The organism is Ktedonospora formicarum (assembly GCF_016587355.1).
Classification (GTDB): domain Bacteria; phylum Chloroflexota; class Ktedonobacteria; order Ktedonobacterales; family Ktedonobacteraceae; genus Ktedonobacter; species Ktedonobacter formicarum.
This window is the reverse complement of the sequence record NZ_BNJF01000008.1, coordinates 102,067-127,808: the sequence shown is the minus strand read 5'-3', so window position 1 is coordinate 127,808 and position 25,742 is coordinate 102,067. Positions and strand designations below refer to the sequence as shown.

At 51.5% G+C, this 25,742-nt stretch carries 26 protein-coding genes and 2 pseudogenes; 14 read left to right on the top strand and 14 right to left on the bottom strand.

Translation table 11 applies throughout. From position 1 onward, the window contains the following. Positions 1 to 332: 332 nt before the first annotated feature. Positions 333 to 1,589 (bottom strand): serine hydrolase domain-containing protein, encoded by a 1,257-nt coding sequence (locus K3T82_RS42005; protein WP_220199444.1) that lies wholly within the window; start codon positions 1,587 to 1,589, stop codon positions 333 to 335. A gap of 522 nt (positions 1,590 to 2,111) precedes the next feature. Here K3T82_RS42005 and K3T82_RS42000 point away from each other — a divergent pair. Together K3T82_RS42000 and K3T82_RS41995 are read left to right on the top strand one after the other, a co-directional pair. After that, a complete protein-coding gene (locus K3T82_RS42000; RefSeq protein WP_220199443.1) occupies positions 2,112 to 3,275 on the top strand; it encodes a sensor histidine kinase in 1,164 nt (387 codons plus the stop codon). After that, positions 3,275 to 3,967, top strand: coding sequence for a response regulator transcription factor (locus tag K3T82_RS41995; protein WP_220199442.1), 693 nt, complete (start codon positions 3,275 to 3,277; stop codon positions 3,965 to 3,967). Before K3T82_RS42000 ends, K3T82_RS41995 begins: the two co-directional genes overlap by 1 nt. 385 nt (positions 3,968 to 4,352) lie before the next feature. Here K3T82_RS41995 and K3T82_RS50585 read toward each other — a convergent pair whose 3' ends face one another. The 8 genes from K3T82_RS50585 to K3T82_RS41955 all read right to left on the bottom strand — a co-directional run bounded on the left by K3T82_RS50585 (position 4,353) and on the right by K3T82_RS41955 (position 14,468). After that, the gene (locus tag K3T82_RS50585) at positions 4,353 to 4,661 is read right to left on the bottom strand and encodes a transglycosylase SLT domain-containing protein (protein ID WP_220199441.1); all 309 of its coding nucleotides are present in this window, start codon (positions 4,659 to 4,661) and stop codon (positions 4,353 to 4,355) included. Beyond that, on the bottom strand, positions 4,550 to 5,974 hold the full coding sequence (locus tag K3T82_RS41985; protein ID WP_220199440.1) for a CHAP domain-containing protein: 1,425 nt from the start codon (positions 5,972 to 5,974) through the stop codon (positions 4,550 to 4,552). Before K3T82_RS41985 ends, K3T82_RS50585 begins: the two co-directional genes overlap by 112 nt. 130 nt (positions 5,975 to 6,104) lie before the next feature. Continuing rightward, positions 6,105 to 8,060: a hypothetical protein gene (locus tag K3T82_RS41980; RefSeq protein WP_220199439.1), complete on the bottom strand. Its 1,956-nt coding sequence runs from the start codon at positions 8,058 to 8,060 to the stop codon at positions 6,105 to 6,107. A gap of 116 nt (positions 8,061 to 8,176) precedes the next feature. Further along, positions 8,177 to 9,616, bottom strand: a complete 1,440-nt coding sequence (locus K3T82_RS41975; RefSeq protein ID WP_220199438.1) for a hypothetical protein — start codon at positions 9,614 to 9,616, stop codon at positions 8,177 to 8,179. Positions 9,617 to 10,212: 596 nt separating this feature from the next. Further along, positions 10,213 to 11,703 (bottom strand): hypothetical protein, encoded by a 1,491-nt coding sequence (locus K3T82_RS41970; RefSeq protein ID WP_220199437.1) that lies wholly within the window; start codon positions 11,701 to 11,703, stop codon positions 10,213 to 10,215. Positions 11,704 to 12,602: 899 nt separating this feature from the next. Beyond that, positions 12,603 to 13,040, bottom strand: a complete 438-nt coding sequence (locus K3T82_RS41965; RefSeq protein WP_220199436.1) for a hypothetical protein — start codon at positions 13,038 to 13,040, stop codon at positions 12,603 to 12,605. Positions 13,041 to 13,453: 413 nt separating this feature from the next. Continuing rightward, a complete protein-coding gene (locus K3T82_RS41960; RefSeq protein ID WP_220199435.1) occupies positions 13,454 to 14,191 on the bottom strand; it encodes an SDR family oxidoreductase in 738 nt (245 codons plus the stop codon). Positions 14,192 to 14,222: 31 nt separating this feature from the next. Beyond that, positions 14,223 to 14,468 (bottom strand): hypothetical protein, encoded by a 246-nt coding sequence (locus K3T82_RS41955; protein WP_220199434.1) that lies wholly within the window; start codon positions 14,466 to 14,468, stop codon positions 14,223 to 14,225. 141 nt (positions 14,469 to 14,609) lie between these two features. On the opposite strand from K3T82_RS41955, the gene K3T82_RS41950 reads away from it, so the two are divergent. Together K3T82_RS41950 and K3T82_RS49485 are read left to right on the top strand one after the other, a co-directional pair. Further along, the gene (locus K3T82_RS41950; RefSeq protein ID WP_220199433.1) at positions 14,610 to 15,446 is read left to right on the top strand and encodes a helix-turn-helix transcriptional regulator; all 837 of its coding nucleotides are present in this window, start codon (positions 14,610 to 14,612) and stop codon (positions 15,444 to 15,446) included. Between the two features lie 71 nt (positions 15,447 to 15,517). Next, positions 15,518 to 15,781: a tyrosine-type recombinase/integrase gene (locus tag K3T82_RS49485; protein ID WP_220199606.1), complete on the top strand. Its 264-nt coding sequence runs from the start codon at positions 15,518 to 15,520 to the stop codon at positions 15,779 to 15,781. Between the two features lie 88 nt (positions 15,782 to 15,869). Here the strand turns inward: K3T82_RS49485 and K3T82_RS41940 are convergent, their stop codons facing one another. Next, positions 15,870 to 16,172, bottom strand: a complete 303-nt coding sequence (locus tag K3T82_RS41940) for a hypothetical protein (protein ID WP_220199432.1) — start codon at positions 16,170 to 16,172, stop codon at positions 15,870 to 15,872. Between K3T82_RS41940 and K3T82_RS41935 the strand changes: the two genes are divergently transcribed. Beyond that, the gene (locus tag K3T82_RS41935) at positions 16,071 to 16,559 is read left to right on the top strand and encodes an IS110 family transposase (RefSeq protein ID WP_307811386.1); all 489 of its coding nucleotides are present in this window, start codon (positions 16,071 to 16,073) and stop codon (positions 16,557 to 16,559) included. The genes K3T82_RS41940 and K3T82_RS41935 overlap by 102 nt on opposite strands. Before the next feature lie 69 nt (positions 16,560 to 16,628). Here the strand turns inward: K3T82_RS41935 and K3T82_RS41930 are convergent, their stop codons facing one another. After that, positions 16,629 to 16,808, bottom strand: a complete 180-nt coding sequence (locus K3T82_RS41930) for a hypothetical protein (RefSeq protein ID WP_220199430.1) — start codon at positions 16,806 to 16,808, stop codon at positions 16,629 to 16,631. Between K3T82_RS41930 and K3T82_RS41925 the strand changes: the two genes are divergently transcribed. The 6 genes and pseudogenes from K3T82_RS41925 to K3T82_RS41905 all read left to right on the top strand — a co-directional run bounded on the left by K3T82_RS41925 (position 16,799) and on the right by K3T82_RS41905 (position 20,516). Next, on the top strand, positions 16,799 to 17,272 hold the full coding sequence (locus K3T82_RS41925) for a transposase (RefSeq protein ID WP_268886736.1): 474 nt from the start codon (positions 16,799 to 16,801) through the stop codon (positions 17,270 to 17,272). The two genes, K3T82_RS41930 and K3T82_RS41925, sit on opposite strands and share 10 nt — an antisense overlap. A 140-nt stretch (positions 17,273 to 17,412) precedes the next feature. Beyond that, positions 17,413 to 17,574, top strand: coding sequence for an IS3 family transposase (locus K3T82_RS50580; protein WP_420799408.1), 162 nt, complete (start codon positions 17,413 to 17,415; stop codon positions 17,572 to 17,574). A 36-nt stretch (positions 17,575 to 17,610) separates the two neighbouring features. After that, positions 17,611 to 17,913, top strand: a complete 303-nt coding sequence (locus tag K3T82_RS41920; protein ID WP_220199428.1) for a hypothetical protein — start codon at positions 17,611 to 17,613, stop codon at positions 17,911 to 17,913. Next, positions 17,819 to 18,211 carry an integrase core domain-containing protein gene (locus tag K3T82_RS50575; RefSeq protein ID WP_420799404.1) on the top strand — a complete coding sequence of 131 codons (393 nt, stop codon included), beginning with the start codon at positions 17,819 to 17,821 and terminating at the stop codon, positions 18,209 to 18,211. Before K3T82_RS41920 ends, K3T82_RS50575 begins: the two co-directional genes overlap by 95 nt. Before the next feature lie 256 nt (positions 18,212 to 18,467). After that, a complete protein-coding gene (locus tag K3T82_RS41910; protein ID WP_220199426.1) occupies positions 18,468 to 19,631 on the top strand; it encodes an RNA-guided endonuclease InsQ/TnpB family protein in 1,164 nt (387 codons plus the stop codon). 154 nt (positions 19,632 to 19,785) lie between these two features. Further along, positions 19,786 to 20,516 (top strand): annotated as a pseudogene (locus K3T82_RS41905) (IS6 family transposase). 198 nt (positions 20,517 to 20,714) lie between these two features. Here the strand turns inward: K3T82_RS41905 and K3T82_RS48625 are convergent. Further along, positions 20,715 to 20,930: pseudogene (locus K3T82_RS48625) on the bottom strand (IS6 family transposase); the annotation flags it as partial. Between the two features lie 49 nt (positions 20,931 to 20,979). After that, positions 20,980 to 21,666, bottom strand: a complete 687-nt coding sequence (locus tag K3T82_RS41900) for an ArsR/SmtB family transcription factor (RefSeq protein ID WP_220199425.1) — start codon at positions 21,664 to 21,666, stop codon at positions 20,980 to 20,982. A gap of 208 nt (positions 21,667 to 21,874) precedes the next feature. Here K3T82_RS41900 and K3T82_RS41895 point away from each other — a divergent pair, with 208 nt between their 5' ends. Then, on the top strand, positions 21,875 to 22,810 hold the full coding sequence (locus tag K3T82_RS41895; RefSeq protein WP_220199424.1) for an alpha/beta fold hydrolase: 936 nt from the start codon (positions 21,875 to 21,877) through the stop codon (positions 22,808 to 22,810). A 308-nt stretch (positions 22,811 to 23,118) separates the two neighbouring features. Here K3T82_RS41895 and K3T82_RS41890 read toward each other — a convergent pair whose 3' ends face one another. Further along, positions 23,119 to 23,523, bottom strand: a complete 405-nt coding sequence (locus tag K3T82_RS41890) for a hypothetical protein (RefSeq protein WP_220199423.1) — start codon at positions 23,521 to 23,523, stop codon at positions 23,119 to 23,121. Positions 23,524 to 23,691: 168 nt separating this feature from the next. On the opposite strand from K3T82_RS41890, the gene K3T82_RS41885 reads away from it, so the two are divergent. Both K3T82_RS41885 and K3T82_RS41880 read left to right on the top strand, forming a co-directional pair. Continuing rightward, complete coding sequence (locus K3T82_RS41885; protein WP_220199422.1) at positions 23,692 to 24,927, top strand: RNA-guided endonuclease InsQ/TnpB family protein; 1,236 nt, start codon at positions 23,692 to 23,694, stop codon at positions 24,925 to 24,927. A 399-nt stretch (positions 24,928 to 25,326) separates the two neighbouring features. Then, entirely contained in the window at positions 25,327 to 25,491 is a 165-nt protein-coding gene (locus K3T82_RS41880) for a hypothetical protein (RefSeq protein WP_220199421.1), read from the top strand. Positions 25,492 to 25,742 lie beyond the last annotated feature (251 nt).

Sequence of the window (25,742 nt, the reverse complement as noted above, 5' to 3'; positions counted from 1 at the left end):
CAGCTCGCGACATTTGAGGAGGTTCAAAAAGTCGATCACATCGAAGTGCTTGTAGGAGCGCTGTTGCAAGTGTCAAAACCGTTCGTTTGCGGCGAACGGACGAGCCTCCGGCGCTTTTTCTGACCTTTCCTCTTGATGTAACGGATCATTTCGCCGGGAAGGAGACCCAGAATATTTGCACATATCGATCAGTCTGTTCGCTTCTTGTTTCTCAAGCGCAGAGTGGAACGTTTCTGTGACAGAAGAGCATTCTGCAACAACAGGAGAGATCACATGAGCAATGGTGGTCGATATTCTGGGCATCCCTCAACAAGAGAGATGGAGAGGTCCGTCTACCCTTGGATGATGAGCATCTCAGCCCTCATTATCAGCTTCATAAACGAATCTTGCCCTCCATAATTACTCAGGATGACAAGATTGTAGCCCAGCGTGGGAAACATCTCGAAGATCGTGGAAGCGCCCTCAGAGCCTCCAGTATGCCAGACTGAACGTATCCCATTGGTCAGCGAGTCAAGCAGACCATAGGCCTGCTTGACACTTCGCTGCGGCAACGGCATAGGAGTCCCCTGGGGTTGTTGCCCGGAAGATGCCGTTGGAACCGGTCCATTTGGGGTGGGAGGCGGCGGGACTGCAACCTTGCCTGTCATGAGCAGATCGGTGAATGAGGGGTTGAGCAAATGATGTGTTTGCAGTGCCCGACTATAGCGCAAGAGATCCTCCACGGTCGTATAGGCGTCACCTGCGGGTTCTCCAATGAAGCCTTGATTCGCACTGATATCTATGTGCTCGCTATTATAGGGATGCGCAATATCCCCCCTCCGCTCTCGCTGTGGCTTCGTGTAAAAGCGGCTTTTGCTCATGCCAGCCGCCGCGAAGACGTGCTGGTGGATATAGTCATAATAGTCCATCCCTGAGACGTGTGCGACAATCGCCCCCAGAGTAACATAGCCTGAATTGCTGTAGGAAAAGGCCGTTCCAGGAGTAGACTGTAACGGCTGCTGCTTGATAATCTCCAGCAAGCCATTCAGGGTTTCAGCAGCGCTCTGCCAGGTGGCGAGCTTGGCCTGGTAATCGGGGGCTAGATGAAAATCCCCCATCCCGGAGGTATGGGTCAATAACTGATGGATGGTGACTGAATCGGCAATGTCAGCAGGGAAACCTTGCAGATACTTGCCGATGGGATCGGTAAAGGTGAGCTTCTGTTGTTGGGCTAGTTGTGCGATGGCAGTGGCAGTGAACGACTTGGCAATTGAGGCGGTCGCATAGAGGGTCTGAGGGCCATTGGGAATATGACGTGCTTTATTCGCCATCCCATAGGCTCGCAACAGCACCGGTTTGTCTCTTTGGGCGAGGAGGAACGTGCCGGAAAACTGATCCTGTTGTGCCAGTTGCTGGACATACTGATCCAGCTCTCCTCCTGGAGCCAGCGTCGCAGGAAGGGAAGAGGTGGTGGCAGGAGCAGCAAAAGCGGACCGGTAGCCCTGAAAGGCCAGCAGACCACCAGCCGCCAGCAAAGATGTAACACCTGCCGTCTGTACGACCCGACGACGAGTTATAGGTGTATGAAAAAACGAAGGCTTCGCGTTCATGAGATTTTTTCTCTCCTTCTTCTCTTCACCTCTCATCTTCTGAGAGGTGATTCATCACATGAGGTAGCAATACAGGTGCGTGGTCCGCACGCTTGCTACCTGACACCAAGTATAGCGGGGCTCACTTGCGCCCACATCGTCTCTTGCGCCAATCTGGCCCTACCTTTCCAGACAGGTCTCTTTGTCCCTGTCTCTTCCGCCATGGCGAAAGAGGCATGCAGCAGGTGGAGAAAAGGACAATGAAACAGCGAGCGGAGGGTGATATACTAGAGCCATGACTTTTCACCGCAGATACGTCTTGGGGGCGCTATGGGCACAGAGATGCACAGACGAGGTAAGAGCGAGCAACAGAGAACATCCACTGGGAATCTTTCTCTGAAGGATCTATCTGCATCTGGATCAGATCGGCGTTCTCTGCTCTGGTTCCTCCTCTTGTGGGTGGGCGCTGTTTCTTTCTGGGGATGTGCGCGGATCCTTCTAGAAGACCAGATCAAGCTTCCGTTCAGTAGTTTTGCCATCATCATGACCAGTTCTATCCCTTCCTTACAACGTACATTGCTCCCACCGTCATCAGGTCCACTCCCGCCGCCACGTTTTGAGCATCTCTCTGCTCCTCTGAATGTGATCTTTTTGCTGTTGATGGTCTTGCATTTCCTGCTTCACTATCTGTGCCTTTCAGACAGATTCCCGCAGCGCTGGTCCTGGCTCTATTTTCTCTTCCAGGCCGGATGTGTTTTTACTCTGAGCCTCATGTGGTCCGACCTGATCATCACACTTGGGTTCTATTTGGTTCTGGTCATTGAAGCGCTGAATGTGCTCAAACAGATCAGGAACATCGTGATCATTGTCGCCTGCTTTCTTGCCCTCTTTCTTGCAACGACCATCATCCAGATACTGCAAATGACCATCTGGATGACGCTTGAGTCCGTTTTGCTTCTGGTGGTCTTTCTTATCGGGTGGATTCTGCTTTTGATTCAACAGGCCCATGCTCGCAGTCGGTTGGAAGCAGCTCATCTCCAACTGGCAGCCTTTGCGATGCGCATGGAAGAATTGACCCTGGTGAACGAGCGGCAGCGTTTGGCGCGCGAGTTACACGATACGCTGGCACAGGATTTGGTGGGTCTGACATTGCAATTGGAGCGTATCGATCAACATCTGGAGAAAAAGCGGTATGAGCGCGCTCGCGAACTGGTTCAGCAGGCCATGTCTCGCGCCCGGGCAACACTGGCGGAGGCCCGTACCGCCATCGATGATCTGCGTGCCAATGCGCTCGGCCCTCATGATCTACTCCAAGCGCTACATAGGGAGATCGATCGTTTTAGAGAGACCACATCCATCGTATGCGTCGCTGATATCGCTGCGCTTGCACAGACACCTTCTGCTCTCTGTGAGCATGTGCTGCGTGCCATCACGGAAGGACTGACCAATGTCGCCCGTCATTCCCAGGCACAACAGGTGAACATTTGCGCTCGGTTCCAAGAGGACTTCCTGACCATTGAAATAGGTGATGACGGGAGAGGCATCGAGAGCGCTGCCCTCGCCACGCTACAAGGTCACTATGGTCTTCTGGGATTGCGTGAGCGTGCTCATCTTTGTGGGGGCCACCTGATGATTGAGAGTGCAGAAGGGCACGGAACCGTACTTCGCTTGCACCTTCCCACACAGACGAGAGGAGGGGTTCTCTGATGAGAGAAGAACAACCAACCATTCGGATTGTCGTCGTTGATGACCACCTCATTGTGCGTGAGGGGCTACGTTTTATGTTGGAAGAGGCCGACGAGGGGTTTGTCCTGGTTGGTGATGCAGGAGATGGTGCCTCAGCCCTCCAGGTGGTTGGTAGAGAACAACCTGATGTGGTCCTGATGGATTTACGGATGCCGGGCATGGATGGATTGGAAACCATCAAACGTATTCGTGCCGACTGGCCGCATATTGCCGTTTTGATTTTGACGACCTATAACGAAGATGATCTCATGATACGAGGCTTGCAACTGGGAGCCTGCGGATACTTGCTCAAAGAGACGGATCGAGCAACCCTGTTTCGGGCCATCCGTGCCGCAGCGCGCAACGAGATGACGGTCCAGCCAGAGATGATGAGTCGTATTCTTTCTTATGCATCTCATGGCGCCTCTTCACCTTCTCTCTCGGCGATCCCATCTTCCCGCAAAGAAACAGATCTGACAGAGCGAGAGTTGGAGGTGCTAACAGGTCTTGTGCAAGGGGAACGCAATAAAGAGATTGCCCTGCGACTGGGAGTCGCCGAACGCACAGTACGTGCTCATTTGAGCACTATTTACATGAAGCTCAACGTGGACTCCCGTGCTCAGGCAGTTGCCCATGCTCTTCAGCACGGTCTCATTCCTCCTCATCCCTTCTAATGGATGTGCCAGAACTGAGAATGACGCAAGCCGTCGGCGACTTCCACTGTTTAGTGAGAAGAAAGTTGTTGATGCTATGACAATGTTATCCGAGCTTAGTTAATACTACTTTGGCGGTTTCTAAAAGATGAGCTATGTAGCAGGCTGGTGTGAACACAAAACATTGTCATAACGTTCAGTTTGGCTCCTTTGTTCCAAGCTCACATCTACAAAACTACCAAAGTAGTATTAATCTGATGTGCAAGTTCATACAGGGCCTCACTTTGGGTGCGAACACACCGACTCGGCCCGCTGCAAACTCCCTACTCCTGTGCGCTGTAGGCGCGAAGGTTCCGCTGTGAACTTGCACATCGCGTTCGATGGCGCAACGTACCTATCCTTACGATTAGGGCATATAACGCCGATAGGCACCGCTGTCATACGTGGACCAGACACGCGTAAAGTGCGTACCATGGCTACTGATTCGATAACCCTGTTCAAACGCACATTGGGGATCAAAAGCGCAAGCGTCGGTTACCTCGCTATGCCAATAATTATTTATTTGCAGGATGCCTCTATCTAGTGTGCGCCGAGAATCGCTATTTACATTACAATTCTTGGGATTGAGACTACTTTCAGCATGTGCGATAGCGACGATAACATCGAGCCCATGTCCTGTAAAACCCGCCTGCGCCGCCAGGGAACGCGCTTGCACATCGGAGAGTGCTGGTGCGTTTTTATCGCATTTGGCCCCCCCGACGGGATTGGAGGAGAAACGATCGCTTCTGCATATTCGTTACCTGGCCGCATGCCATTTAGCCGATATGGGCCAACTTTATCAACCCTATCGCGATGATTGCCCTCAATACTAATGACTTCACCGTTTGGATGCACCTCGACAATAATTCCAACATGAGTATAAGAATGGCCAGGTGTATGAAAGATAATAGCATCCCCTGGCTGTGGATTCGACAATCCCTTATGAAGGGTGCCATGTTTTTGTCCATAGTCCTGGTAATTAGGAACGTAGGCTATGTTAATGTTGATACCGGCCTGGCGCCAGGTCCAGCTTGCGAAAAGGGCACACCATTCCTCACAGGGTCCGTAGGGGTTGCAATTAACTCCCGTCTCGTGAACGCCACGCGCATACTCCTTACGCGCTGCCGCTACGATTTTAGCGCGAATATCAGAACCACTCGAAGCATGGAAGGGATCGCCCCACTTCCGGCTTAAGGTTTGATTATTGATAAAGCCCATGACCGTATAATGACTCCATCCAGACTTCATATATTTGTCGGATGTGAGCGGCCACCGCATAAATGTAAGATGCGTCGCTGCGTTTTTCACATAGTTGTTGGGTGCATTCGCTTGCACCATGTATACATAACCATCACTGCCACCCTGGGCGGCATCAACGCCGACAACCATAGCAATGTGACCGGCGGCACCAGGTGTAGGGCCATCCAGAATGACTAAATCTCCAGGGGATGGCACACCTTTACCGTTATCTATATACTTCCATCCATGACTTTGAAATGCTGACCTGACATTTTCATTATTCCAATATCCGATGGCGGTAGGACTGCTAGCTGGCAAAGGATGGTCTGCCACTTCATAGACGGTATGGATAAAGTAAGCACATTGCATTGGATTGGCATTCCCGGGATCAGGTATACTGCCATTATTTCCCGCCTTCAATTTTTTGAGTACTACTTGCCACACTGGATCATTGCTGTCATAGAGATTAAATGAGTTAGGCGAGATTGAATTGCCATTGATATTTTCTTTAAAACTCCGCTCCATAGCGACGCCAACGAGAACCGCATTTTGAGAATTGATCATCTGCGAGAGATCGCCATCGAGCGTATCTTCGCTAGAAACATCAGAAGCATTCAAAGCGGCATAATAGGAGGGCGCCATAGTCGTCATCCACCAGCTCCCGATACCTCCCAGCAGAAAAATTCCTCCCACGATAAGAGATAACATTTGCAGGCCTAAGGTTGATACCAGGCCTGTAAGCGAACCCATTAACCCGCCTCCTCCCCACGTCGCCCCCAGCCTTGATGGTTCAGCGCATTGCCCAGTAACCCTTTTCCCCCAGCTTGGCTCATAGATTCCTTCCTTTTTACGTCCTTCTCTTAATGAAAAGTAGCGACACTTAACGAACAAACGCAGCCCCAAGTGAAGCCCCACTGGTTGCCATCTGCGTGACCATCTGGAATTGGGTAAATTGCATCGAGATAGTTGTGCTTACAGCCTGTGACATCATCTGCCCAGCATCCACCATAGTGCGCATGGGCGCGCTACCAAGTAGCGATGGAATGCGGAAGACAAACCACAGACAGGCGATGCGCATCAGGTCAGACAATGTTCCATCCTTCAGGTTGCCGATGGGATGGTTCGGATTTCCACCCACAAAGGCCAGCACATTGCCCAGCAAGACCTGGATCACAATCAGGGCTACCACCATGACAAATTGCACCATCACGGTCGAGAGAAAGCCCTGCAACCATAGCCGCGCGACCGGCTGCCCGGCTTTGCCTGGCAAGGCCCAGCACGCGATCCCGATCGGCGCCATGACAATATAGAGGTCAATAAAGAAGAGGCGAATGATCATCTGGGCCAGAAACATCAAGGCCAGAACCTTCGTTACTGTCTTCAAAGCATTGCCGAGATCCTGTAGGTTTTTAAAGAGGTCCGAGAAGTTCAAGTCGTCGGGCACCAGTTGAAAGGTGCTTCCTGTGGCGTCATTCTCACAGTTGAAAATGACGACATCCCCTGCCTGGCCTGGTCCGGGATTCGTAGGGTGAGCCTGACCGGCACCATTGAAGAGCTGACTTGTGGTGCTGATCAAGGCATCGGACTCGTCCTTATAGTCAAGAGTGCCATCAAAATGATAGTCCGTATTATTCTCAATCTTCGTCATGTCAGTAGTAAACCGAATAAAGTCTGTGTACCACTGACGATCGACCTGTTCGGAATTATACAGATCTTCTCTTATCTTAAACTGATCGTCAGTGTTGAAGTTATTCAGATCTGTTAGCATCGTCTCAGGCATACTCAGCAGATTATTTTTTACATTATCGGGTAGCTTATCGCTATGATTAATAATGTAATCAGAGCGGTCCTTGATATTCGTATAGAGCTCCGAGGTTTTGGGATCGGTGAGTGGCGAGCCGAAGAGTTTTGTTCTTTCGGGGCTATCAAAATTGATCTTTTCCAGGGTACACACCATGTCATCCTTGAACTTTGACGCGTCTTCTTTTGTTTGGTTCCCTTTCCCATCGGGGGCCGTGCCATCTGGAGTGGGCCAGTTATCTCTTGCCTGTTGCCAGGTCACGTTGGTCTTCGTTTCAAACTCGTTTTTGCGAATCGCGCTCATCGTTGGGAAAAAGACGCGCATCGTATATTCTTTCTTCTCCCCATCGCCAAATCCCGAGGCCGAACGCTTAATATTGGGATTGGTTTGCGCGAAGGTATAGATGGTAGAGGTCATATTGTTATTGAGGCCAATGATCATCATGATAAACGTCAGGCTGATGTGGGCCGCGATGATCGCCAGCAGCACCGCTGGCAAGTCCTCGACCGCTCGCGCATAGCGAAAGACGCTGCCTGTCAGGATAATCTTGAGCCCGTTGAGCATAATGATCACGCCAAGCAAGGTGTCAACAAAGCCCAGCATCAGCCCCCAGAGCTTTTGGATGCTGCTATTGTCGACGGTGATATAGGTCGGGGTGAAGAAGAAGAGCGCGTTTCCCTTCGCGATGGGGTTCTTGATCTTATCATCTCCCGTGTAGGTATTCTTGTTGCTGCTCCCCTCCAGGCATTTTTTTATCTGCTCTGACGTGGCGTTAGGATCACTACAGGGATCATCCTGCGGCGAGAGGTGAATAACTTGCTCAAGGGGGGTGGTAATGGCGTTGAGCCCCACAGTATTGCCCGCCAGGTTTACATGTGGCGAGGCTATGGTGACCTGGAAGGCAGGAAGGACTCTAATGATAATCACCATGAGATTGACCGCGAGCACAATAAGCACCAGATCCAGGTAGCGCCACCAGCGCCGCTTCTTCTGTTGTTTATGCTTGAGCAGATGCGCTCGTCTGATATTCATCATATGCAAATCACCTTTTCTCCAGCAAAAAGCCCTATTCTCACGCTAACGAACAAATGCAGTCCCAGGTGAAGTCGCACTGGTTACCATCTGTGTGACCAGCGAGAGTGCCTTTCGACCTAACGGGCAATTGCCAGCCCAATGAAACTGGTTACCGCCTGGGCTATCATTTGCGCACGCGCGGCTTGCGATGCCACCGTTGTTCCTACAGCCTGTCCCATCATCTCTCCCGCTGCCGCCATGGTGCTCATGGGAGCGCTGCCAAAAAGTGAGGGAATACGAATGATAAACCAGAGGCAGGCCACACGCATAATATCTTTCAGCGTGCCATCATCGAGGCCTCCTATGGGGTTGTTAGGATTACCGCCCACAAATGCCAACACATTGCCCAGTAAGACCTGGATCACAATGAGCGCCACCACCATAATAAATTGCACCAGCACGGTCGAGAGAAAACCTTGCAGCCATAGCCGTGTCACTGGTTGCCCTACCCTCCCTGGCAGGGCCCAACACGCGATCCCAATCGGTGCAGTAACAATATAGAGGTTAATAAAGAAGAGGCGGACGATCATCTGGGCCAACAGCATCAAAGACAATACTTTGACAACCATTGGTAAGCCATCGGTGAGATCCTGTATATTCTTAAATAGATTTGTAAAATCTAAATCATCTGGCACGAGTTGGAAGTCCTCTCCAGTAGCGTCATGCTGGCAGCTATACCGGATAAGATCGCCTTCATTAGGAGGCGTCCCTGCCAGGAGCTTATGTATGTTTGCCCTGAGCATCGCTTCCCCGCCCTGCCCATCATTACTCAGATTGTTTTTTTTCGCCTCTGGAATGTCCTGACCGTATTTTGTCCAGGCATCATCCATCTGCTGATCCCAGGACCCCTGTTTGACAAAAGCGTCATTATACCAGGCCAGCCGATCGCTTCCGCTACTGAGTTTCTGCACATCACTATCGATCTGTGTCAATATGTTGTCCAGTTGTGTTTGCACACCATCGGGAACTTTCGCCCCATCATATTGATTTAAGAGATCATTACGCTGCTTAAAGAGTTGGTAGAGCCCTCCATTGTGATAATCTCCATTGCGCCCGAATATTCTGCTTCTCATATTGCTATCAAAAGTTGTCGACTCCCAGGTACAGACCTGATCATGAAACTGCTTAAGATCCTGTTGTGTTTGTGGTCCGCTCCACTGTTGGGCTGCTTCTTGATAGGTTTTATTTGGATTTCCATTAAATCGTGTTTTATCCTGCTCGTTAGAGGAGGGGAAAAGCACATGTAAATACAAATCCTGGGTCTTTCCACCATCCTTAAAACCCGAGGCTGAACGATGAATTTTGGGATCGTTCAGCGTAAAGGTATAAATTCCCTGTGTCATCGAATTGCCTATAGTGAGCATAGAGATCATAAATGTTAAACTGATATGGGCCGCGATAATCGCCAGGAGCACACCGGGTAAACTCTCGATCGCCTGCGCATAGCGAAAGACACTACCCGCCAGGATGATATGCAGTCCATTGAGCATAATGATAAGCACAAGGAAAACATCCACAATACTGAGGATCGCTCCCCAAATGAAGTTGACCTGGTTATTGGCAATCGTGATTTCGTAGGGGTAAAGTAGAAAAGAGGGCTCCCTTTCGAGATAGGATTCTGAATCTTAGGGTCTTTTTGGGTATAGGTATTTCGACCAGTAATACCATCCAGGCATTCTTGAAGTTGATCACTTGATGTCTTACATGCCTGAGCGAGGTCTGCACATTGACTCGATGTCGGGTCACCCTTACAATGTTCCACGATCTCCTGTACGCATTGAGCATATTGAGTCGCATCCAACACTCCACCACAAGGATTGGCATAAACCTGCGTATTGCTATGTATAAAGAGACTCTCAAGAGGAGCCGCCAGAGTTGCCAAGCCAGTAAAATTCGTCTGTTGCCCTTGCTTTTGTGGGAGACTTGGTACTGCTACCTGTTGAGAAGAGAATGCCAAAAAGCCTAGAATACTAGTAACAACAAGGATCGCGATGACAAGATCGAGAAAACGCCACCAACGTCGCTTCTGCTCTTGTCTGTCATAGGATAATAGCTTTTGTTTCGTCTTCATAGCCATAACCATTAAAATTTTTAGTTCGATAACTTCGCGTTATTAGCGAGAAGCAGCCATAGAGACGCCGCTGACCGCGAGCGATGTGACCATTTGCGCTTCCGCAATTTGTACAGCAACGGTAGTCTGCACAGCTTGCGCCATTGACTGACCAGCTGCCACCATTGTGCGCATAGGCGCTGTTCCCAGTAATGAGGGAATACGAATAATAAACCAGAGAAAGCAGATGCTCATAAGATTAACCAGTGTAATCATATCCAGATTCCCTGGTCCAACCGCTATACCGTCCGCATTTTTGGCCGGATTGACATCGGTAACGAACTTGAGGATAGCACCTGCTAAAACCTGCATTACAATCAGTGATAGCACCATCACGAACTGTACCAGAGCCGTCGAAATAAACCCTTTCAACCATAATCCCGTCACTGATTGGCCGATTTTTCCTGGTAAGGCCCAACAGGCTAATCCAAGTGGCGCCGTGACAATGTACACGATGAGAAAGAAAAGGCGAATGATCATCTGGACCATCAGCATCAAGGCCATGACCTTGAGCAGCATTCCCAATCCATTGCCCAGGTCTTGCAAGTTGTTGAAGAAGTCGGTAAATTCCAGATTTTTCTGAAGCAGTTGAGATCTGATAAGTATATCCGCTGGCATCTTGTTACATTGCCACACACCAAAAATTCTTCCATGCCAGATAGTTTTTATGAAACTTTTGTGATCGCAATATTTTTCCTTTACTTCTTTTGGCAAATTGTCGTAAACGGGAGCTTTTTGATTAATACCTATGCCAATTGTCACGTTCACTGTAAGTGGATTATTGCCCTCATCCTTTGCTATACCATTACTTTGAAAGAGATTCTGGCTCGACCATTGATACGTTTCATAGGTCAAGATATTGTTGAGGCCTAAGAAGGCAGTAATAAATGCCAGGCTGACATGAGCCGCAATAAGCGCGAGGAAGATACCAGGCAACTCCTCGACAGCCTTATCAAAACGAAAAACCATGCCCGAGAATATCACCCTGATTCCATTGAGGAGAAAGACAAGCGCAATAAAAATATCTACAATGATAAGGATGCCACCCCATAATTCTATTACCTGGGGATTTTCAACGGTATATTGATATGGCGTATAGAAAAACAAAGCGGTACTGCCGTATAGAAGATTCAGGATGGGCGATGTATCATTTGTATAAGCATCCCCATTATCATTAAAGACCCCTTCCAGACAACTCCCATCCATATGCTGGGTATCCTTGCAGTCCACATTGGCTGCTTGGGATTGGGACCCCTGCTGGCTTGTGTTCTGTGTGGTGGGAATCTGAGGCGCGGCTATCGTGGTGCTTACCTGACTGGTTTGCGATGAAGAGGTTGTCGTCACGCTCGTAGAAGATGAATGCACCAAAAGCAATAGCAGTAACACGACCTGCAAGACAACAAAGACAATGATGAGATCGATATATCGTAGCCAGCGACGCTTCTTCGGCTGCTCTGATTGTTGGCGCGAAATCCATTTTGCGAGTATCAGCATAATACAAACCCAATCTTATTGCGATATCGTTGTATATTTCCTTGTGCCAGGTAGGCAGCAGGCACCTTTTTCCCCTTCTGGGGAGGTTCAACACCGACGACAATCAATATATGACCATAGATACCATGATCCATGACTGTGAGGCCACCTATTGGGGGCATACCTGACCCATCGTTGATGTATTCCCATCCAGCCTGCTCAAATGTTCGTCTGATAGTTCTATCTTGAGGTTCTTCTCCGCCAAGAGGCGATGAGAGAATACCGAAATTACAGATAGAAACTGCTATACATTACTTATTCGTACATTTCAATTAGTATACACACAATTTGTAGTTTATAAACATAAGATTATATTTCAAGCAATAGCGCTTTACACATGCCCCTCCTGTTCTTACATCACTTGTCAGCAGACCCCACAATGGCATATTCCGAACATGCTCGTATGAACCACATCTAGCCATTCTTGATCGGGTGTCGTGAGTTTGCGCTTAGAAACATTGTCTTCTACTGCATAATTGTACGGGTAGATGGGTATTTTTCCCAGGACAGGAACCGGTCAGTTACCGGCCATGTTGCCCCAATTACTTTTAACCGTTATTCATAAATATCACTAATGTTTACATTGCATCATCATTTAATGTAGTTTTACTCATATAAAAGCTAAATTGACGCAAATCTGGCTCTTGACCACTTTTGTTACTCCCTTGAAAAAAGGAAACCTTTGAGGGGGTGATCTCTGTGAAAACAAGCGCATTAGCGCGCTTGTCCTTGAACATATGTAGGGCGTTAGAAGCCCTGGGGCGTGAAGGGGAAAGGCGGATAGTCGTTGAGGAGGCCGAGTGAGATGGTGTAGATGTGAGCGTCTTCGCGCCAGCGAGAGCGGATGTAGGGTCCCAGCTTCACGATATGGAAGACCACCTCGTGAGACTGGCGCGGGAGGTCAACGCCTGCAGGAGCGGGGAGACGGCCTCGGCAGGGAGCGCCAGGGCCAGGGCATCAGGGATGGGCTGCCCCCGTTCACGCTGGCGAGCCAGGGCTTTGAGAAAGGCATGGAGTTCGGGCGTGACGCGTCGTTTGGGGACAAAGAAGACCTCACACCAGCCCGCGGCATTGCTTAAGTGCGTATGAAGTTCAGGGAGTTGCGCTTCGACGTGGGCCAGAGCATGCTTTGGAATGTCCGTCGATCCCAGGAGCGTGGTCATGGGTGTGTCGATGCTCTGGAGGCGAGGCTCGCCGAACTGGAACCATAGTGGACATGTATTGAGTAGGTGTGAGACGAAGATCGACTTCTCTGTATTGATGCTGGAGCAGAGAGCGAAGAGAGAGGCATTCCTCATTCTCTGTTCCAGGCTAGGGCATGAGCAAGAAGTGTTTTTTGATGTACTGACAACCACGCCTCGCGCCAGAGAGAGTGCTCCACGCGACGCTGCATGCGAGTCTCTGTCTCCAGACCTGCAAGGTAACGGCCCATCCGATGCACTAATGAGGCGGCATCACGAAGTCGAAACACCGCAGGGAGCGTGAGCAACTCCTCTTCGCTTAAAGCTATCTGATGGGTGTATGCCGCCCCAAACGTCTCAATCAGATCCCATTCTTTCCCTGTTCCTAGTACATGGACAGGCCACCAAATAGGTTTGTTCTCAAAACGGGAGCGTTGAAGGAGGCAATTGCCGCTTCATCATCAAAAGATGGGAACGGCAATTCTTGTCCCGTGAACCTGCAATCACGCTCGAAAACCTCGCACGGAAAGTTACCAGGCGATCTGTCCATTGACTCCAAAGAAACCACCAGTAGGTCCATCGGCTGGCAGGGTGGCATAGGCTATGGGTGCTTTTGCACCCTGTTCGGCAGTGAGATAGCCGCTGTGCCCATTCAGGTCTGTGGCGACATAGCCAGGGCTGACCGAGTTGACTTTAATGGGCGTACCTTGTAGTTCTTTGGCGAAGAAAACAGTGAGAGCGTTCAGGGCTGTTTTGGAAGCATTGTAGGCCAGGGTGGGCGGAAACTTTGCGATGGGCGAGCCTGCATCGCTGTTGATGGACAGGGAGCCCATCTCGCTCGATACGTTCACGATGCGCCCAGCCTGGGAGTGGCGCAGCAGGGGGAGCATGGCTTTGGTGACAGCGAAGACGCCGAAGACATTGGTGGCAAAGGTCTTCTGCAAATCTTCAAACGAGAGCTGACTGGGTGGCGTGCTCCATTCGCGAACGGCGATAGCCGCATTGTTGACCAGAATATCCAGTCGCCCATAGGTCTGACCAATGAAGGCTGCGGCGGCATCGATGCTGACTTGATTGGTCACGTCGAGATGAACGACGACAGCTTCTATCTTCTCGGCACGCAATTTCTGGATGGCGGCCTCTCCTCGGGCCAAGTCGCGTGCACCAACGAGGATGGTGATGTCCTGGATACCCAACTGACGTGCGATCTCAAAACCGATCCCTTTGTTCGCTCCGGTAACGAGTGCGATCTTTTTTCCCTCTGACATGTGATTTCCTTTTAACTTTTGACAATGTTTGCTAGCACTGGGGTCCTTCAGCCCTTGTAAGCCAGGGGCTGGTGCTGTATGATGACAAAGTGAATGGTTCAGCAATCGAACCAGGGGTGGGATTGGTAAGCCCACCGACGTGCAGATTCACAACATCAATGGCATCCTGCATCGCGCCATACCCCATACGCGTGACTGTCAGATCCTCGGCCATGGTGAAGGTTCCAGCCACTGTGGCTGACAGATGAGGAGAGTCATTCGCTGAACGCGATCTCATAGAACTGTTCCTCTTTCTCTTGTCGAAACGACGACCATCACAATATGTGATACACATAGCAGTATCACATGAAGGTTCTACGATGACCAGAGTCTCTTTATCGTATGATGGAGACTGGTAGGATAAGGAGCAAGAAAGCCAATGAGCGACGAACAACGCAGGCGTGATTTCGCGGATTTTCTCCGCACGCGGCGTCTGCGCCTTTCGCCTGAAGAGGTCGGGCTGATACGTGGTGAAAGGCGACGCACCCCAGGATTGCGACGCGAAGAGGTAGCCGAGCGTGCGAATGTGGGCGTTTCCTGGTATACCCTGTTGGAGCAAGGGCGCGATGTTCACCCGTCACGGGAGGTGCTCCAGAGCATTGCCGATGCGTTACATCTCACGCCTGACGAACGGCAACACCTTTTCTTCTTTGCCAATCAGCACTACCTCGTCGAGACCTCTGCATCTGATGAGCTGGTAAGTCCCGCGTTACGTCGTGTGCTTGACGCGCTTACCCCTATTCCAGCGTACATCATCGATCGTCGTTGGAATTATCTCGCTTGGAATACGACGGCTTCGCAGATCTTTTTGCGGCCGAAGTTGGCGCCTCCATATGAATATAACGTCATCTGGCGCATTTTTACTGATCCAACGCTCCGTCATCTCAACAAAGAGCCCACTTGGGAGCAAGTGGCATTGCAAGTGCTGGAGGAATTCCGTGCTGAGAGTGTACGTTATGCCGATGAGGAATGGTTCAAATGTTTGATCGCTGATTTGCAGCGTGTAAGTCCTGAGTTTCGGGCGTGGTGGCCCCATCACAATGTACGTGGGAGAGCCGATGCGCAGAAAACGATAGAGCATCCATTGGTAGGGTGCCTGATGTTCGAGCACACAACCTTGCAGGTGCCGGCTCAGCCCGAACTCAAAGTCATGATCTATACACCACTCCCCCAGACGGGCACATTGGAAAAGCTTCAGCAGTTGATGGCCTCTTGAGCCCGCGAGAGAGGTTTATCCGAGGATCAAAACACGGGTAGCCCGCCAGCACATGGCGCACCTAGGCCCGCATTGCAGCCACCCAGTTTGGGGAAGCAGCCGCACGCGAGCGCGATCTGGCACGGGCGGAGCAGTTACGTGCATGCGCTCGCCAGGTAGAAACCGCCGTACCGCATCAGCTCCGCCATATCTTGGCGCGGCGTATGCTGAAAACAGAGGCACAACTCCCCGAAGTGCAGCGCATGCTCGGCCCTAGCCAACTTTCGACGACAGGACTCTATCTGACCCCCAGCGAAGAGGATGGGCGCGCAGCGGTGAAGCGCGCTGGTCTGTAACTGATAAGTATAGTCAGGTTGCCATTCGACCGAGTAACGCGAGAGCGGCTGCTCGCCATACTCCAATGTCAGTGTATCCTGGAAGATATCAATGAGCGTCTTTTTGGCCTGCCAAAGCCCGCTCACCGTAGAGTAGGAAATTGCGGAATTTGGCATAGCCTGCTTTGGTGAGTGTTCTTGTCTCACAGATAGCGGAAAAGGCGCAGTAGACCAGATCCGGTGCTGGTTGCATCCCTTTGATCCACTCCAGCACCGCCGTTGGGCTGTGACTTCCATCATCACGTTTCTCATGAGCCATATGCTGCTGAAAATTGTAATCTTGGTGCCACTTCTCATGAGCAGCAAGCAGATCTTCCCATGTCTGCGCGTTTTCAAATCTCCAATCGGCCATACGCCTCTGCACATTGAATATTGTTTCTATATAATTTTGATAAGGTTTGCCCTTGAATCCACGGGCGTGTATTGGCATCCGGTGTACAACATCTTGGAAGATGGGCGAACTGTGATTTTGGTCAATCCACAACATATGAAGGCGGTTCCTGGACGCAAAACAGACATCAAGGACAGTGAGTGGCTCGCAGAGCTCTTGCGCCATGGTCTGCTCCAAGCCAGTTTCATCCCCCCGAAACCCATCAGGGAACTCCGAGATTTGACGCGGTATCGCAAGTCCTTAGTCTCTGAGCGTACCCAAGAGGTCAATCGTCTCCAGAAGCTGCTCGAAGGGGCGAATATCAAACTTGCCTCAGTAGTAACCGATGTGTTAGGCAAAAGCGGGTGAGCAATGCTTCAAGCGCTCTCGGTAGGAGAAAGCGACGCAGAAGAATTGGCAGCGCTCGCTCGTGGTTCTTTACGAAAGAAGATTCCCCAGTTGCAATGAGCCCTCACTGGTCTGGCTCAACCTCATCATCGCTTTCTTATCGGACAGATTCTCACCCATATTGATTTCCTTGAGGGTACCATTGCCCAGGTGCAAGGCGAAATTGAGCAGCAACTCCGCGAGCAAGCACAGGAGGCTGAATTGCTTCAAACCATTCCCTCCATCAAAGCGAATGCCGCTGCCATCATCCTTGCCGAAATTGGGACAGACATGAGCCGCTCCCCTCGGCCAAGCATCTGGCATCCTGGGCAGGGGTGTGTCCTGGGAACAAACAGAGTGCTGGCAAGCGTCTCAAGAATGGGATCACCAAAGGAAATCCGTACTTGCGCGCGGTGCTTGCAGAAGTCGTCTGGGGGATTACGCGTACTGACACCTATCTGGCCGCCCAATATCATCGGCTCGCACGGCGCAAAGGGAAACGTCGTGCCGTGATGGCAGTCGCGCACAGCCTTCTTGTCATTATCTATCACGTCTTACGCGAGAAGAAACCATATGAGGAACTGGGTCCAGATTACTTCGATCAGCTCGATACTGAAAGGACACAGCGCTATTACGTTCGCCGCTTAGAGCAGCTGGGGTTTAATGTGGAACTGGCCCCGGCTCACATTGCCTGAGAGGAGAGGTTTTCTGCCCTCCACCCCGACGACGCAGATTTTCCGAGGAATGCAGTCGGCATCTTTTCGCGCGAAAGAGCGTAAGATATCAATTCATTCAGCAACATCGGCACGAGTATTGCATCACGCTCTTGTGCCGAGTGCTCGATGTGTCGATCAGCGGGTACTATGCCTGGTGCAAGCGCCTGCCGAGCGAGCACAGCCGGAAAGATGCCGAACTCGCTGAGCAAGTGAAAAGTGTTTTCCAAGCCAATCGTAAGGTGTATGGTAGCCCACGGATACATGCCGAGCTGCGGGATTAAGGGGTGAAGTGTGCGCGTAAACGGGTGGCTCGATTGATGCACGAACACCAGTTGTTTGCCAAACGTCCTGGGCATCGCACGATCACGACTCACAGCGATCCCGAGGCACGAGTGGCGCCGAATCTGTTGTATCGGGATTTCACTGCCGAGCAGCCCAACACCAAGTGGGTCGCTGATACGACCTACATTTGGACTGCTGAGGGCTGGTTGTACCTAGCCGTCGTGCTCGATCTGTTGCGCACGCATGGTCGTGGGCTGGTCAATGTCAGTCGCTCAGGACGCCACCCTGGTTGTCCAAGCACTGCACATGGCAATCACCCGGCGTCGCCCACCATTTAGGTTGCTCCATCACTCTGACCGTGGTAGCACCTACACGAGCAAGAGCTATCAGATGATGTTAGCAGAAGCGCATATGATTGGAAGTATGAGTCGGACAGCTGATTGCTACGATAACGCTGCGATAGAAAGCTTCTTCCACAGCTTGAAAGGAGAGTGTCTCGCAGAACATTCGTTTCAGACACGAACGCAAGCCAGGAGCGTGACCTTTGATTGCATTGAAACGTTTTACAATCGAATCCGAAGACATTCCACGCTCCAGTATATGAGTCCTCTCATGTACGAACAATCTATGAGCTAGCTCTTCTCTTTGGAGATTCTACTTTTTCGGGTGAAGATCAGGTGGGCTTACCCCGTTTTTGTAGAGTGTTCGGCATGAAAGGTTGTGTTGCAAAAAAGAAAGCTGATCTGTCAGAAAAAAGGAAGCAACTGTTTCCGAAAAAATAGGAAAAAGGGATCAATCATGGGCAAGACGCCACGCTTTTGGGCTTTTTGACAGATGAGAACATTTGCTCTATACTCAGGCAAATATGAGGGAAGGGAAAGAGCAGAACCACATGATTCGCGCCCATAAAATCAGACTGCATCCTACACCTGAGCAGGCCAACTCCCTTGCTCGTGCCGCAGGCGTTGCTCGCTTTGTGTGGAATTGGGCGCTCGCCGAATGGAACCGCCAATATGAAGCCGGGGAGAAACCCACTGCCTTGAAACTCAAAAAGCAATTCAACCAGATCAGGCGGGAGCACTTCCCCTGGACCTGGGACGTCACCAAGAACGCTTCTGATCAGCCCTTCCTGGACCTAGGCAAAGCTTTTACGGCCTTTTTCGCAGGCAAGGCTCGCCCTCCCAAATACAAAAGCAAGAAACGTGGTAAGCCAAGCTTCTACCTAGCCAATGATCAGTTGGCTCTGAGGGATCACCGCCTCTGGGTGCCCAAGCTCGGCTGGGTGAATATGGCTGAGAATCTGCGCTTTCACGGCAAGGTGATGGGCGCGCGGATCACCAAAACAGCGCAGTGGTGGTTTGTTTCCATCCAGGTCGAAATGCCTGATTGCATCTCGGTGAAGAAGCGAACTGCCGTAGGGATTGATGTTGGACTGAACCGACTGGTAACCTTGAGTACAGGAGAGCAAGTCGAGAACCAAGCCTTCCTCAAAACCGCCCTCAAGAAATTACGCCAGGCAAACAAACGCCTGCATCGTCGAAAACTGGGATCAAAGAATCGGGAGAAAGCGTGCCGACAGGTCGCCCGTCTGCATTATCGTATCACGTGCCTGCGCCAGGACGTCCTGCAGAAGTTCACGACGAGGCTGACAGAGAGTTACGGGATCATCGGGGTGGAAGATCTCCACCTCAGGGGACTGCTCAAGAATCGCCGTCTCGCTCGCTCGTTCGCAGATGCTTCGCTGGGCACCCTCAGAGAGCTGCTCGAGGCAAAAGCGGCACATCGTGGGGGAGTGGTAATCAAGGTGGGCCGTTTCTTTCCTTCCAGTAAGACCTGCCACTCGTGCGGTTGGACGTGGGAAGCGATGACGCTCAAGGATCGCCTTTTTGTGTGTCAGAATCCTGCTTGTCCATATGAGCAGTTTGAGCAGGATCGAGATCACAACGCAGGTCAGAATGTGTTACGGGAAGCCCTTCGCTTGATCGGGCTCGTTGATCAAGCCGTCTCCGGTACTGGCTCGGACGAAGACGCAAACTTGCCTGCGGACGCGGGGTAAGACCAAAAGGCTTCGGCCTGGAGGCACCTGCGGATGAAACAGGAACAACGAAATTCGGTGGAAACGCATGCTTGCATACGTTTGCATAGGAAAATTGGAGCAGGACCAGCTATGGCGGAGCAGTATTGTCAACTTGGCAATACTGCTGAACACTATGCAAAAATACCTTCATGAAAACACAGAATCTTGCCCCGATTACAAGGGTTTCCGCTTCCCGCCAGAAATCATCAGCCATACGGTGTGGTTGTATTTTCGTTTTTCGCTCAGTTTCCGTGATGTCGAAGAACTCATGGCAGAGCGTGGAGTTGTGCTCACCTTCGAAACCGTCCGTCAGTGGTGCCTTAACTTTGGCCAATTGTATGCCAATGAGCTGAGACATCGCCGTGCAAAGCCGGGAGACACATGGCATCTGGATGAGGTTTTTTGACGGTCAAGGGCAAAAGACAGGATCTATGGCGTGCGGTTGATCAACATGGCAACGTGCTCGATATGCTGGTCCAGAGTCGACGCAACACACAAGCTGCCGAGAGGTTCTTTTGCAAGCTCTTAAGGGGACTCAAGTACGCGCCTCGCGTCATCATCACTGACAAGCTGGCCGGCTCTGTTGCAGCTAAGAAGGAAATCCTGCCCAGCGTCGAGCATCGACAACACAAAGGCCTCAACAATCGAGCTGAGAATTCGCATCAGCCCACCAGATAACGAGAACGAACCATGTGACGTTTCACATCTCCTGGTCACGCTCAGCGCTTCCTCTCGGCCTTTGGCCCCATTTCCGATCATTTCCGACCCCGAAGGCATCATCTCAACGCCTCAGAGTATCGTGCGTTTCTACAGGAACGATTTGAGATCTGGAAGGAGGTTATCATCGAAAAATCAGCTGCATAATGGGCCTTTTCTCCAGTTCCCTCCTCCTCTTGTTCTCTCAGCAAGCGTTTTCTCGCTACTTCAAACATTAACTTGACAATACCCGTAAGAGGGCAGGTCGCCTTGGTTGCCAAGCTCCTTGGAGTGTTCGCCTAAATTGAACTAGGAGAAAACTCCATGAGTATTTTGATTTCTTCATAATTCTTGCAACACAACCAGGCGACGACGTCGCAGCTCATTTGCAAAGGCTTGCCCAAACGTCAAACACCACTGCCGGACCGTTTCATAGCTTACAACGATCCCACGTTGCGCCAAAAGCGCTTCGACATCACGAAAATTGAGCGAGAAACGGAAATAGACCTACACAATGTGACTGATAATTTCGGGTGGGAAGCGGTAACCTTTGTACGCAGGAGCAATACTGTTTGTTTGCAGAAAGCCATTCTCGCAGCGTGTTCAGTTTTCTCGCCGAGTTGACAATACCTTAGATATGGATACCAAACTCGTCCCGTAGCGAGAGCTGACCACTTGCCGTCAAGCGGACCGCGCGGCTAAAAGGTGTACGTGTAATCCATTGAAGCTCGAAAAGACGTTGCGCCAGGGCGGCACCTAGTGCTCCGGCGATATGCGGACGATGTTCACTCCAGTCTATGTGATGAGAAACGACCTCTAAACCACGCCTTTTAAGAGCCTCTCCCTCAATCCCAAAGTCACACAGCCATTGTTGACCATAGCTTGTCATGTAATATCCCTCTTCTGACGCGGCAAGCACACCTTTGTTCACAAGGGCCTGGGTGAGATCAACCCCAAGCTTGCCCGCCAGGTGGGTAGAGCACATTCGCGCGCTACGCACCGCTTGCGCGATTTGTGCTTCTCGTAGAGAATGGACCTGACGAACAGGCGCGAGAGCCGCCAATGCTTCAATGGCTTGCACAATGGCGGGGTCCGCGATGCGATAGTAACGATGCTTCCCCTGCTTCTCAGCGATCAGCAGTCCGGCGTCCATCAATTTAGCGAGGTGAGTACTTGCCGTTGATGGAGTCACATGCGCGCGCCGCGCTAGTTCTCCCGCTGATAAGGCTTGCCCATCGCTTAGCTCTTGCAGGATGCTCGCTCTTGTCTGATCCGCAAATAACAGGGCAATAGGAGCGATATTCACATCTCCTGGCATCTCTTTTCCCTCCTCAACTCTCAAGTATATACGAAGAACATTTCGATGCCACATGAAATATCTTTGCTCTATACTCCGTTAGAGCGCCGGAGGCAACCTACATGCCTCACTTCACGCTCAAAGGGATGCCTACCTCTAGAGAAGGCAATTTCTATCCCCTGGTTTCTTTTATTCCATCTTGCAAATTACCGCTTTCAGGAGATTTCTAGTGCAGCAACCTATCATCAATCACAACAATCCAGACCATTCCGTATCTTCCATTTCGCAAGCACATATGACGCACAGCACCGCGAGTTTACCTGATGGGTTTGTCCATCGTTTCACAAAGGTCAACGAAATGACGCTCCATGCTGTAGAAGGTGGTCATGGTGACATTATTGTCCTCCTGCATGGTTGGCCGGCAACATGGCGTGTGTGGAGAAAAGTCCTGCCCAACCTAGCCACACAGTACCATGTGATCGCTATCGATCTACCTGGACTCGGTGGCTCGGATCCGTCGCCATCGGGATACGAGAAAGCAAGCATCGCACGCGAGATACACGCACATCTCTCTACCCTCGGACACAAACACATATATCTTGTTGGGCATGACATTGGTGCGGCCGTCGCGTATGCCTATGCGCGCCAGTTCGCGGACGAGGTACTAAAACTGGTGGTCATGGATGATCCTCTGCCAGGCTTAAAGGAGTGGGAGAGGGCGCGTGAGCAGTGGCCGCGCTGGCACTTTGCCTTCCATAGCCTTTCCAACCTTCCCGAGCAACTGGTCGCGGGCAAGGAATTTACCTACCTGAGCTGGTTCTATCAAAATGCCTATCAGAAGGACGCCATCAGCGATGAAGAGCGGCATGTGTATGCGGCGAGCTATGCCAGGCCGTCTTCTCTGCACGCAGGCTTTGAATATTACCGCGCCTTCGAGCTTGACGCACAGTACAACGAACAACACGCTGCCATATTATCAATGCCGATCCTTGCCATTGGGGGAGAGCATTCCCCCTGGAAGGACATCCTTTCTACACAATTACAGGATTATGCATCAAGCCTTCAAGGTGCTATCGTTCCCGCGTGTGGTCATTTTATCCCTGAAGAGCGTCCAGACTGGGTAATCGAGCATCTGCCGCGCTTTTTTTCGTCACCCCTCAAATAATCTTGTGACCAGGAGCGATGAGAGTAGCAAGCCCTAGCAGTACGACGTGCTCATGGCGGGAGTTATTTGAGCGCTCAGTCCTCTCCCATCTGGTTGTGGGGGTGAATGACGTGCTTTGGATGGTGGTCATCTTTGCGAATATGATTCCCTCAAGGCTTGTGGCCTTTTAGAAGGAGGAGATGTTTGTGAATGTGCTGCTTCGTCAGGCGTCGCGCTTAGAGCTGAGGAGTGTCCTGGTGGTCGCTGCGAGGAATGTTGTGGGATCGAGCTTGTGGCTTCTAGATTCTTGCGCTCTTCCTCATCTGCGCTCACAGGTAGAGAGCGAGCAGGGAGCTGTACATGTTATATTTATAGCATCCAGATAGGACAACAACAAGGCAGACACAGCCCCAAATGGGCATCAAACTTCTATAGTGCAAGAGATTGTTCGTGATACTGGCGCGGGAGGTTGGTGAGTGAGGTCCCCTGCAGGAGCAGGGAGACGATCTCGGCAGGAAGGGCAGGGCATCAGGGATGGGCTGCCCCCGTTCACGCAGGCTTGCCAGGGCTTTGAGGAAGGCATGGAGTTCGGGCGTGACGCTTCGTTTGGGGACAAAGAAGACCTCACACCAGCCCGCGGCGTTGCTCAAGTGCGCATGGAGTTCAGGTAACTGCGCTTCAAAGTAGGCCAGGGCATGCTTTGCGTCTTCTGTCGATCCCAGGAGCGCGGTCACAGAGGCGCTCTGGGGTGTGAGAAACGTTTTTAAGAAAACATGTCAGCTGTTGACACTTGGAGACATCTCTGGTAGAGTGGTATTGGAAAACATGTTCTTCTAGAAAATGACACGCAAGTGACCCATCGACTTGAAGGATGTGGTGCTGCAAAGGTAGGAGGCCACCAGATGCAGTTGGTCGAACGACATCTCATTCGCCAGCATGATGCCCGCTTTGCTCTCATCGATCAGGCGGCCTTTGCTTCCAAAAACCTGTATAACCAGGCCAATTACCACGTCCGACAAGCCTTCCTTCATGAGGGAACCTATCTCCCTTACCCTGCCATCTTCCACCGCTTGAAACACCATGACGCCTATTGTGCCCTCCCTCGCAAGGTCAGTAACGCCATCCTCATTGCGCTTCACCACAATTGGAGGGGCTTTTTTGAAGGCATGAAGGCATACCGCCAAGACCCCACCGCCTTCATCGGACGCCCCAAAATCCCTGGCTATCTCGACAAAACCAAGGGCCGCTTCTTGCTCGTCTACGAGAAGAAAGCCCTGGGCAAGAGGGCCTTCAAGCGCACAGGCACACTGGTTCCATCGGGACTGCCCATCGAGATCGCGACCCAACTCCCCTGGGAGGTTATCCGCCAGGTTCGCATCATTGCACGCGCTGATGGCTACATGGTGGAGGTCGTCTATGAGCGGGAGATCCAACCGGCTGCGGTCAACCCAGCGCTTCGAGCCGCCGTGGATGTGGGCGTCAATGTACTCGCCGCCATCACCAGCGACAAGCCCGGCTTTGTGCCTCGCCTGGTGAGTGGCAAACCTCTCAAAAGCCTCAATCAGGGCTACAACAAAGAGCGTGCCAAGCAGCAGCAACGCCTCGCGCATGAGAAGCGATGGACCTCGCGGCACCTGGATCGTGTGACGACGAAGCGCAATCGCCGTGTGGATGGGTATCTGCACACGGCCAGCCGTCGGATCATTGATCTGCTGGTGAGCGAAGGCATCGGGACGCTGGTAATAGGCAAGAACCCCTTGTGGAAACAGGAGGTGCGCCTGGGGCGCAGGAACAACCAGCAGTTTGTGCAGCTTCCCCATGCCCGTTTTCTTGAGCAGTTGACCTACAAGGCGCAGCTGGTTGGGATCAGGGTCATTCTTCAAGAGGAAAGTTACACCAGCAAGGCCAGTTATCCGGATGGCGATCCCATCCCATCCTATGAGGCGAGCGCGGCTGAGAAGCAGGTGTTCTCAGGCAAGCGTGTGGCTCGCAGTTGGTATCGCGCCGGGGATGGACGCCTCATCCATGCCGATCTCAACGGATCCTACAACATCTTGCGCAAAAGTAGCTCCGACCCTTTGCAAGTGGGGCGAGGAGTAGCGGGAGCGGCAGTACTCCCCAGACGGCTGGCCGTCTGAACGGATGACTTCTCTGCCGAGAAGTCATCATTTTAAGATACTGTACGGGTCTGCTGTGTCTGTGAGCGCGGCGAGGAAGGGTGATTCTTCAGGGGAGTGCTCAAGATCCTCGAGACGGTGCATCGTCAGTGTGAGTGACGCTTCGAGCGCATGCATCTTGCCGCGAAGCCGACGGCGTCGCCAGAGCCTGATGGCATATGGAACGGAGCTGCTGCTGATAGACGCCGATCGCGCCTCCGTTATTGCTCACTCAGATTCAGTGCTTTGAAGGGACGAAGGCATGTGCTCGTGTTCTTCTTGTCTGTGACGAACGATTTGGCGAGAAGCCTCAAGAGCCAAGAGCCATTCAGCGAGAGAGCGTTCTGTTCTCACGCGAAACCAACAATGGTACCCACAGGTATGATCGTCGGCATCGCCTTCAAGCGAGTAGATATACTCCCCATGCTCAAAGATGACTTGCTCTCACCCTTGCTCCCAATCCCAAAAGTCGAATGGAATGCCGGTGAAAGTGTCTTGAGAGTAATCAATGACAGCATGGCCGATGAGGCCAAAATAGGCGAGTAGCCCTCGCTGTTGACTGAAGAAGCCCATATGATATCCCCAATCTTTCCGCCCGCCCCAGTTTCTGAATACCTGTGGTGTTGGAAAAGGGCCACTTCAAAATCATCAATGATGGGAAATGTGTCTAAAGGAAGTGCTTTTTTCTGGGCAGGAGAAAGCAGTTCAGTCCATGATCCAATAGGGTGCGGCAAGTTTTTTTGCGTGAGGCAGAGCCCAGGAAAAAGCACCGTACTACAATGATCCTCGAGCACTCA